An 8,781-nucleotide genomic window follows, 5' to 3' on the forward strand; every position below is an offset into this window, starting at 1 on the left:
ACAATTATTTTAACAAAATCACATTCCTTAAACGTTTAAGTTGATGGCTTAAACGTTTAAGCTTTCACTAAAAGACATTATTCGGATCGTAATTGGGAGCCTTCATTATGGTGCGTGATCTTGTTCAATTAACCAGCACGCAGTGCGATATCATCGTTCGCTGCACGCCGGCAGCGGAAATTCTCTACTGGGGGCCACGGCTGCGCGGTTTCTCTCCAGAGGATATCGTTTCTCTGCAACGCCCCATTGCTAACGGTCGTCTGGATGTGGATCTTCCTCTGACGCTGGCGATGGAGTACGGACGTGGTCAGTTCGGTTCACCAGGCATTGAGGGGCATCGCTCGGGCTATGACGCCGCACCGATCTTCACGACGACGCAGGCTGATGTTCGGGACAATACGCTCATCATCACGGCGGAGGATACACAAGCCGGACTACGCCTGACCAGCGAACTGCGTCTGGATCCACAAACGGATGTCCTGCAACTCCGTCACACGCTACAGAACCTGCACGCTGATGCCTGGCAAGTACAGCGTCTCGCTGTCACGTTGCCCGTCCCAGAGCATGCAAGCGAGATCATGGCGTTTCACGGTCGCTGGCTGCGTGAATTTCAGACTCACCGACTCACGTTGCAGCATGGCGGTTTTATTCAGGAAAGCCGTCGAGGAAGAAGTTCTCATGAGTATTTTCCCGCTTTCATTCTCGGTGAATCCGCGTTTGACGAACAGCATGGCGCAGTCTGGGGCGTGCATTTAGGCTGGAGCGGCAACCACCGCCTGCGTGCCGATATCAAAACGGACGGGCGCCGCGTCGTGCAGGCGGAAGCCCTGTATCTGCCGGGCGAAATCACGCTGGCACAGTCGGAATCCCTCACCACGCCGTGGGTCTACGCCGCCTTCTCCGATGCGGGTTTGAACGGTATGAGCCAGCGTTATCACGCCTTCCTGCGCCAGTCTCTGATCCAATTCTGCGGTGATAAACCGCGGCCGGTGCACCTCAATACGTGGGAAGGGATCTATTTCGATCACTCCCCTGAGTACATCATGCAGATGGCGAGCAAGGCCGCCGATGTCGGCGTGGAACGCTTTATTATCGACGACGGCTGGTTCCGTGGGCGTCATCACGACCGAGCCGCGCTCGGCGACTGGTATCTGGACGAAGAAAAGTATCCGAACGGGCTAATGCCCGTCATCGAGCATGTCAAAGCACTGGGGATGGAGTTCGGCATTTGGGTCGAGCCGGAGATGATCAACCCCGATTCCGACCTGTTTCGCGCCCACCCCGACTGGGTGCTGCAATTGCCCGGCTACGCGCAGCCAACGGGTCGCTACCAGTACGTGCTGAATTTAAACCAGCCCGACGCCTTCGCTTACCTGCAGGAGCGACTGAGCTGGTTGTTGGGTGATCACCCAATCGATTATGTGAAATGGGATATGAACCGTGAGCTGGTGCAGCCCGGCCATGAAGGGCGTCTGGCCGCCGATGCGCAAACCCGTCAGTTTTATCGTCTGCTGGATATCCTGCGCCAGCGTTTTCCTCATGTGGAATTTGAATCCTGCGCGTCCGGCGGTGGTCGCATCGATTACGGCGTACTGGAGCGCACCCAGCGTTTCTGGGTGTCAGATAACAACGACGCGCTGGAGCGCCAGACGATCCAGCGCGGTATGAGCTACTTCTTCCCGCCGGAAGTGATGGGGCAACATATTGGACATGCCCGCTGCCACGCTACATATCGGCGGCATACCCTCGCCTTTCGCGGGCTGACCGCGTTGTTCGGCCACATGGGCATCGAGCTGGATCCCGTGAAGGCCGATAACGACGAACTGGAAGGCTATCGTCACTACATCCAGTTGCATAAAACGCTGCGCCCGCTGCTGCACAACGGCACCACTTGGCGAGTCGATATGCCGGACGAGACTACGCAGGTCACCGGCGTGGTCAGCCACGATCGGCAGCACGCCGTTTTTCAGGTAGCCCAGTTGCGTATGCCGAATTATTCGCTGGCGGGTACGCTGCGCTTCCCCGGCCTACAGCCCGACGCGCGTTATGCAGTCACACTGCTGGATAGCCCGGAAATCAAAACGGTGCGCGAAGGCGGCAGCACCATGCGTGAGCTTCCACCCTGGTTACGTCAGCCGATCGTAGTTTCTGGCGACTGGCTGATGCAGGCAGGACTTGCCCTTCCCGTCCTGACGCCGGAAACCGCTATTCTGGTCGCACTTTCCGCGGTGACGGAAAGCGCAGGCAACTAGCCTTTTCCCGCCCCGTTACGCCAGTATCAACGGGGCGGACATCCTTATTTCACGTCTCGCAACGCTGTTTTATCCACGTAAGGCTTCATGATGCCATCCGCCTCTTTTTGTGCAGCAGCAGCAGCGTCATCGACCTTTTTCGCCGGATCGTTTAACAGCGCCGCCAGCTGATTTTCCATCGCTTTGCGCACCGCAACCGTTTCATAGGTGGCGTACCACGGATGGGCATATTGCAGTTGTGACAGCGCAATGGCCGCACGCGGATCTTTCGCCAGATAGTCCTTCATTTCTGGCAGATCGTAGGCCGCCATGCGCGGGGCGAAGTAGCCAGTAAAACGGCTCCAGTTTCCGCTCACTTCCGGGCTGACCAGATAGTTCATGAATTGCCAGGCCGCTTTCTTCTGCGCTTCGGAAATCCCTTTGAAGCTCACCAGACTCGCCCCGCCGATGGTGACGCCGCGGCGCTCTTTTTCCGGCATCATCGCCACGCCAAGCTGGAAATCTTTGGTGTTTTCACGCATAAAGCCCAGCGCGCCGGTGCTCAGCATCGTCATACCCAGCTTGCCGGAGAAAAATGCGGCACTGATCTGTTTGGAATTCAGTACGCCAGCGGGCATTACTTTGTCGCGGTACACTAAATCGCGCCAGAACTGGAGCGCGCCTTTGGTTGATGCCGTGTTGTAATACACTTCGCCCGGATAATCGGCATTGTAATACGCCCCGCCGTTGGCACGTGTCAGCGCAGACAGCATCCAACCGCCGTAATCATCATTTGTGGACGGAATCATGATGCCCCACTGCCCTTTCGCTGGGTCAGTCAGTTTCTTCGCGACAGCAACCACTTCATCCCAATTTTTCGGCGGTTCGTTAAAGCCGGCCTTTTTCAGCATGTCTTCGTTGTAATAGAGGATCGGCGTCGAGTTGTGGAACGGGATCGCATAAGTCACTCCCATTACCTGCGCATTCTGATGCAGCGCAGGCCAGAAGTTCTTGGTCAGGAAAGGCGTGGCTTTTTCATTGCCATATTTGAATAACTCGTCCATCGGCAGGATTTCATCTTTGATGACCAGATCGGCAGTGAAATTCGCCGACATAATCACCAGCGCTGGCGGATCGCCCGCTTTGGCGGCCGCTTCCGCTTTCACTTTGGTTGTATCGTAATTGCCAGTGAAGATCCCACGCACTTCAACCTGATCCTGCGATTGGTTGTACTCCTTGATGATGCGCGTCATTTCCATCGTCAGCTTGCCATCAACCGGTGCGGGGAACATAAAATCAATATTCTGTTTTGCCAATACCGAGCCAGACATCAGCAAGGTGATTGCCAGCGCCATCATACGGGGCTTACGCATGTCTTTTCTCCTGGGATAAATTGCAGGCGGTTTGCCCGGAAAACCAATGACAATCCTGCGGTGAAAAATGAAGCACAACGGACGCGCCAACATCCGGTACGCCATCGCGATTGGGCCGACGGTAGCGAATATTGCCCAACGGCGTATCCACATGTATCAGATACTCCGCGCCAAACAGCTCCCGCTGCTTCACCGTTCCCGGTAATGACAATTCGCCGTCTGACGCGGCGTGTTCGGTAATATGCTCAGGGCGAATCCCCAACAGCACGCGGGTTAATGAACGTGTTTCTTCACTGGCAGGCAGCGCCACGGGCAATGCCTGTAACATCGCGCAACCGTCGGTGCAGGGCAGCGTCACGAGATTCATCGCGGGCGTACCGATAAAGCCCGCAACAAAGACGTTAGCCGGGTGTGAATACAGCTGCTCCGGTGTGCCTACCTGTTGCAGCACACCGCGATCGAGCACGGCGATCCTGTCGGCCATCGTCATCGCCTCAATCTGATCGTGCGTGACGTAAACGGTGGTCGTTTTCAACTGTCGGTGCAGATCCATAATGCCGTCCCGCACATCGCTGCGCAGACGAGCATCCAGATTAGACAACGGCTCATCCATCAGAAATAAATGCGGATCGCGCACGATCGCCCGCGCCATCGCCACACGTTGACGCTGCCCGCCGGACAATTTCCCCGGTTTACGCTTGAGTAGTGGTTCAAGTTGAAGCAGGCTGGCAACGCGCTGCACGCGCTGTGGATATTCCGCCTTCGGTTCACCACGCATCCGCATCCCGAAAGTAATGTTCTGCTCGACCGTCAGGTGCGGAAACAGCGCGTAGTTCTGGAAGATCATTGAGAAATTACGCTGCTTTGGGCTCCACGTCGTAATGTCGTCATCACCCAGCAGGATTTGTCCGTCGCTAACCTCTTCCAGTCCGGCCAGCATGCGCAGCAGCGTACTTTTGCCACAGCCAGACGGCCCAACCAGCACCAGAAACTCGCCGTCAGCGATATCCAGCGATAGCGATGCCAACGCCTGCGTGTGCTCGAAGCGTTTGCTGATATTCCGTAGTTGAATCACGGCCATTACGCATCCACCGGACAACTGATACGTGGGTCATAAAGGAACGGCCCAGGGTACGATGCGATCGACTGACTGTAGCTGACCAGCCCAGTCACTGGCACGTAGCGATGCATCACCACGCTGGCGGGTTCCAGATTGTAGTAAGGCGCATCGTCATAGTGGAAATACGGCACCTGATGAACGGTGCCCGGTACGGTAGCAATAATCGCCTGCCGATACTGCGTCATAATCAGGCGATGCGTATGGCCGCAGAAGACTCGCGTAAGCTGTGGGAAGCGTTCGATCAGCGTCAGCAACTCGTGTCCGTTTTCGCAGGCGATCCGATCCATTTGCGCCGATCCCAGCGGAAGCGGTGGGTGGTGCATAAAGATCGCCGTTTCACGCGTGGCATGATCCTGCAATTGTTGCTCTAACCAGCCCAGCGTGGACGGCGTCAGCCAGCCTTTCGCCTGTCCGGCCAGACTGGTGTCGATGAACAGCAGGCGCATCGGGAAGCCATCGACGGCATAGCGAATATTTTCTGGATCATCACCCAATTGCGGGCAAAGCGGGCGCATCGCGTTGAGGAAATGCTGCTTATCATCGTGATTACCCGGAATCACGTACATCGGGTAATCCAGCATCTGTAACACACGTTGTGCCACCTGATACTCCTGCGGACTGCCGCAGTTGACGATGTCGCCGCTAATCACCACCGCATCCGGCCGCTCGCTCAGTGCGTTGAGCTGATTAATGACTTTGGCATTTTCCCCGTTAATATCAATAAATTCATAGAGCTTGCGTCCCTCACTGCGAAAATGCAGATCGGAAATCTGTGCCAGCAACATAACCACCACCTCTATCGTTATTTCGCCCGTTGGCGAACGCCGATCGTGTAAGGATCGAGATACACGGAGCCTGTCGCTCCAGATAAATAGAACTACGTCACCCGCATGATTAATATCGGTCGTTTAAAGATCGAGATACCGGGGGCGACCACGGTGTGAGGTATCCCTCCGGGAACCTCATCACCGTGTTTCCCCCTAAACCCATGCTTAAATCGCCCTGCATTCACCCACATACCCTTACAGCGATTCACTTAATGCCCGAGAAGCCGAAGCTGCTCAGGAACTGCTTCTGGAACAACACGAAAGCCACCATCAGCGGCAAGCACACCAGTAGCGTACCTGCGCAGATCAATCCCCACTGCCCACCGGACTCCGCGCCCATAGCGAACGACACCAGCCCGATGGTCAGCACCTGTTTGTCAGGGTCGTTGAGCACCATCAGCGGCCAGAGATATTCGTTCCAGTGGTAGGTAATGCTGACCGTAGCGAAAGCCAGAATCGACGGCCAGGTCATCGGGATCAGGACGTGGAACACCACCTGCCACCAGCGGCAGCCCTCCATCAACGCGGCTTCTTCGATCTCTTTGGCAATATTGAGAAATGCCTGACGCATCAGAAACACGCCAAACGCCGAGGCGAAATACGGCATCATCACGCCAGTCAGGGTATTGAGCAGACCGAGCTGTTTGAGCGTCATCATGTTTGGCACCATCATGACGACGGGCATGATCATCAATTGAATCAACAGCAGGTAAAACAGCAATGTTTTGCCGCGAAACTCGTGGTAGGCAAAGATGTAGCCTGCCGTGGTGATCGTCACCAACTGCACCAGAAACGTGCCGACCGCAAAAATCAGCGTGTTGGTGTAAAGCTGTAGCCAATTGGCGCTGTCCCACGCATCGCGGAAGTTATCGAGCGTTAATGGGAGACGCGGCAGTAGCGAAGCCATATCTACTCCGAAGCTGCTGGTGCTAATGGAAGAAGACAGCATCCAGATAAACGGGCTGACCCACAGTAGCGCAGCGCAAATCAGCAGCAGCGGTAGCGTGAATCGCGTCGTGATACGAAGCGGGTTGATCACGTTTCTGCTTTCAACGCGTGGACTTTTCACGTTCTGAACGTCAACGATCGGATTTTCAGCGCTCATAATGCGCCCCCTTCTCCAGCACTTTCAGATTCATCATGGAAAAGACGAATAGCACCGCCAACGTCAGAAAAGTGGCCGCGGAGGCTTTGCCCAGATCGTGCGTATCATTCGCCAGATCCTGGATGTAATAGAGCAGCACGGTCGTCGCGTTGTTCGGCCCACCGCGTGTCATCACGGCGACATGATCGATCTGGGTAATGGCGTAGATAAAGGCGATAGTGACCACAAACGCGATGGTTGGCCGCAGCAGCGGCAGTGTGACGTAGAAAAATACCTGCCGCCGTGAAGCCCCTTCCATCAGCGCGGCCTCACGGGCGGAAGCAGAAACGGCTTGCAGACCGGCGAGAAAAAACAGCATGTAGTAACCGGCAAATTTCCAGATACCGATGACGCTCACCGCCACCAGCGCGCTGTTACTCATGCCGAGGTAGTTGTTATTCATCGGGCCGAACACCTTCGCCAGGTAGTAATCCAGTAACCCCAGCCCCGGCATAAAGATGAATAGCCACAGCGTTGCGGCGCTCACCAGCGGAATAATCATAGGAAAGAAGAAAGCAGTACGCAGCCAGCGGTTAACGCGTGTGTTTTCCCACAACAGCACCGCGAGCAACAGCGCCAGCAGCACACCGGGCACCACCGTCATCAGGATATACAGCACGTTGTTCAGCAAGGCTTGCCAGAACACCACGTCCTGCACCAGACGCACAAAATTATCCATCCCGACGAACAGTGGCGTATCGGCATTTAGTCGGGTGTCATACAGGCTGTCGATAACCGATCGCAGCAGGGGGAAATAGGTGAAGGCAAGCAAAAAAACCAGCGTCGGCAACAGCACAAGATAGGGAAAGCATTTTGCACGCATAACTCAAAGGCCGCTCAGTGTGAAACACAGAGGCCTTACCCTAAAACGCTAGCGTGTCACTGGGGCGTCAGTTTAATGACAGTTTGTTTTCGGATAGGGAAAATATGCCTGCGAATGATTACAACACTCATCATGCCTGCCGTTGGTGCCTCCATTCGTCAAAAGGAGCAGATACGACTGTTGTGTCCACTAATTCCGCTAATACTGGGTAAGATCACATCACCAACACTCACGTCCAGAATTGATGATCGTTTCAGGTACTCAAACCTGCATATTGAGGTTTGTTGGGTATCGCTCAAACTGCAACCCTTTCCCACGGATTGTAGACGCAAAAAAGCAATCATTTCGAGTCTTTGAATAATGGGAGATTTTGGGATTTTCTCCATTCAACTATGCTATAAACAATACCTTCAGGTGAATCATCAGCTCCATCAGCGGGATAATAGATAATATCAGATACCGATGGATATTCGGTAATTTTAATTAAATGATCAAGTAAAGAGTCTTGATAATCGTCATCGCCAATAGCATCGCATATTTCAGAAATTAAACGAATAAATTCATCTTTGGTATACTCTGAAAAATTATCTTTCATATTCATAATTATCACCTACCGACTAGAATGGATGTTAATGTGATTTCTTGGGGTTGCAACTCTAATGTTATCAATATCATACACATCCCCTCCTTCTGATATCAATTCTACATGATGTAACTCAAATGAACGTCGCTTCCCAGCATGATCTGTCGTAATCGTTCGAGGTGATAACCCTTTTTTCATTCTACTTATATTATTCTTACTGAATTGTTCCACTAACTCAGGGCATTCCGATACAGCCAGCCAAAACGCTTCCCTGAAATCATCAAAACGTTCAAATTTCTGCCCTCTCAGTTTATCCGCGACCTCAACCGGCACTGGCGCGCCTAATCCTGAACTGGCAGCCTCCAGCCATTTACCTTCACCGCTCAATATCTCACCTTTCCCTATAACGACACCGGGGTTATCGCGCGCCGATTGCAGATAAACATAGATCGGCTTTATCTCTGAACCATCAGGGAATACCAAGATCCAGTCATTAAAGTCATGCTCATCCGGCACCGGAAACGGTGGCGTGGTGGTTTCCGTTTCCTCTTCAGGGATAGGATAGATCAGGATGGTGGGCTGATCGATGGGTTTGACCGGACTTCCTGTATGCGTAACAGGCTCAACCCCGTCAGGTTTTTCTGGTGTCCATGTGATGGTCGGGCCATCCAGACCGGGCG

Annotated in this window: 8 protein-coding genes; 1 reads left to right on the forward strand and 7 read right to left on the reverse strand. The window is 53.9% G+C overall.

Annotated elements, in window-relative coordinates:
• Positions 1–107: 107 nt before the first annotated feature.
• Positions 108–2,252 (forward strand): alpha-galactosidase, encoded by a 2,145-nt coding sequence (locus H0247_RS16250; RefSeq protein ID WP_180743469.1) that lies wholly within the window; start codon positions 108–110, stop codon positions 2,250–2,252.
• Positions 2,253–2,296: 44 nt separating this feature from the next.
• On the opposite strand, the gene H0247_RS16255 is transcribed toward H0247_RS16250, so the two are convergent.
• The 7 genes from H0247_RS16255 to H0247_RS16285 all read right to left on the reverse strand — a co-directional run.
• Positions 2,297–3,604 carry an ABC transporter substrate-binding protein gene (locus H0247_RS16255; RefSeq protein ID WP_180743470.1) on the reverse strand — a complete coding sequence of 436 codons (1,308 nt, stop codon included), beginning with the start codon at positions 3,602–3,604 and terminating at the stop codon, positions 2,297–2,299.
• A complete protein-coding gene (locus H0247_RS16260; RefSeq protein ID WP_180743471.1) occupies positions 3,597–4,685 on the reverse strand; it encodes an ABC transporter ATP-binding protein in 1,089 nt (362 codons plus the stop codon). The genes H0247_RS16255 and H0247_RS16260 overlap by 8 nt, the downstream gene beginning before the upstream one ends.
• A complete protein-coding gene (locus H0247_RS16265; protein ID WP_180743472.1) occupies positions 4,685–5,509 on the reverse strand; it encodes a phosphodiesterase in 825 nt (274 codons plus the stop codon). Before H0247_RS16265 ends, H0247_RS16260 begins: the two co-directional genes overlap by 1 nt.
• Positions 5,510–5,756: 247 nt before the next feature.
• Positions 5,757–6,656 carry a carbohydrate ABC transporter permease gene (locus tag H0247_RS16270; protein ID WP_180743473.1) on the reverse strand — a complete coding sequence of 300 codons (900 nt, stop codon included), beginning with the start codon at positions 6,654–6,656 and terminating at the stop codon, positions 5,757–5,759.
• Entirely contained in the window at positions 6,646–7,518 is an 873-nt protein-coding gene (locus H0247_RS16275) for a carbohydrate ABC transporter permease (RefSeq protein WP_180743474.1), read from the reverse strand. The genes H0247_RS16270 and H0247_RS16275 overlap by 11 nt, the downstream gene beginning before the upstream one ends.
• A 340-nt stretch (positions 7,519–7,858) precedes the next feature.
• Positions 7,859–8,119 (reverse strand): bacteriocin immunity protein, encoded by a 261-nt coding sequence (locus H0247_RS16280; protein WP_180743475.1) that lies wholly within the window; start codon positions 8,117–8,119, stop codon positions 7,859–7,861.
• Positions 8,120–8,128: 9 nt separating this feature from the next.
• Positions 8,129–8,781: S-type pyocin domain-containing protein (locus tag H0247_RS16285; RefSeq protein WP_180743476.1), on the reverse strand; the 653-nt coding region annotated here is incomplete at its 5' end.

This window comes from Pectobacterium sp. CFBP8739 (assembly GCF_013449375.1).
Lineage (GTDB): Bacteria > Pseudomonadota > Gammaproteobacteria > Enterobacterales > Enterobacteriaceae > Pectobacterium.

What these genes read in the sequence shown, in the direction of transcription:
- H0247_RS16250 (WP_180743469.1), top strand. Translation starts at nt 108, where the DNA reads ATGGTGCGTGATCTTGTTCAATTAACCAGCACGCAGTGCGATATCATC.
- H0247_RS16255 (WP_180743470.1), bottom strand. Translation starts at nt 3,604, where the DNA reads ATGCGTAAGCCCCGTATGATGGCGCTGGCAATCACCTTGCTGATGTCT.
- H0247_RS16260 (WP_180743471.1), bottom strand. Translation starts at nt 4,685, where the DNA reads ATGGCCGTGATTCAACTACGGAATATCAGCAAACGCTTCGAGCACACG.
- H0247_RS16265 (WP_180743472.1), bottom strand. Translation starts at nt 5,509, where the DNA reads ATGTTGCTGGCACAGATTTCCGATCTGCATTTTCGCAGTGAGGGACGC.
- H0247_RS16270 (WP_180743473.1), bottom strand. Translation starts at nt 6,656, where the DNA reads ATGAGCGCTGAAAATCCGATCGTTGACGTTCAGAACGTGAAAAGTCCA.
- H0247_RS16275 (WP_180743474.1), bottom strand. Translation starts at nt 7,518, where the DNA reads ATGCGTGCAAAATGCTTTCCCTATCTTGTGCTGTTGCCGACGCTGGTT.
- H0247_RS16280 (WP_180743475.1), bottom strand. Translation starts at nt 8,119, where the DNA reads ATGAATATGAAAGATAATTTTTCAGAGTATACCAAAGATGAATTTATT.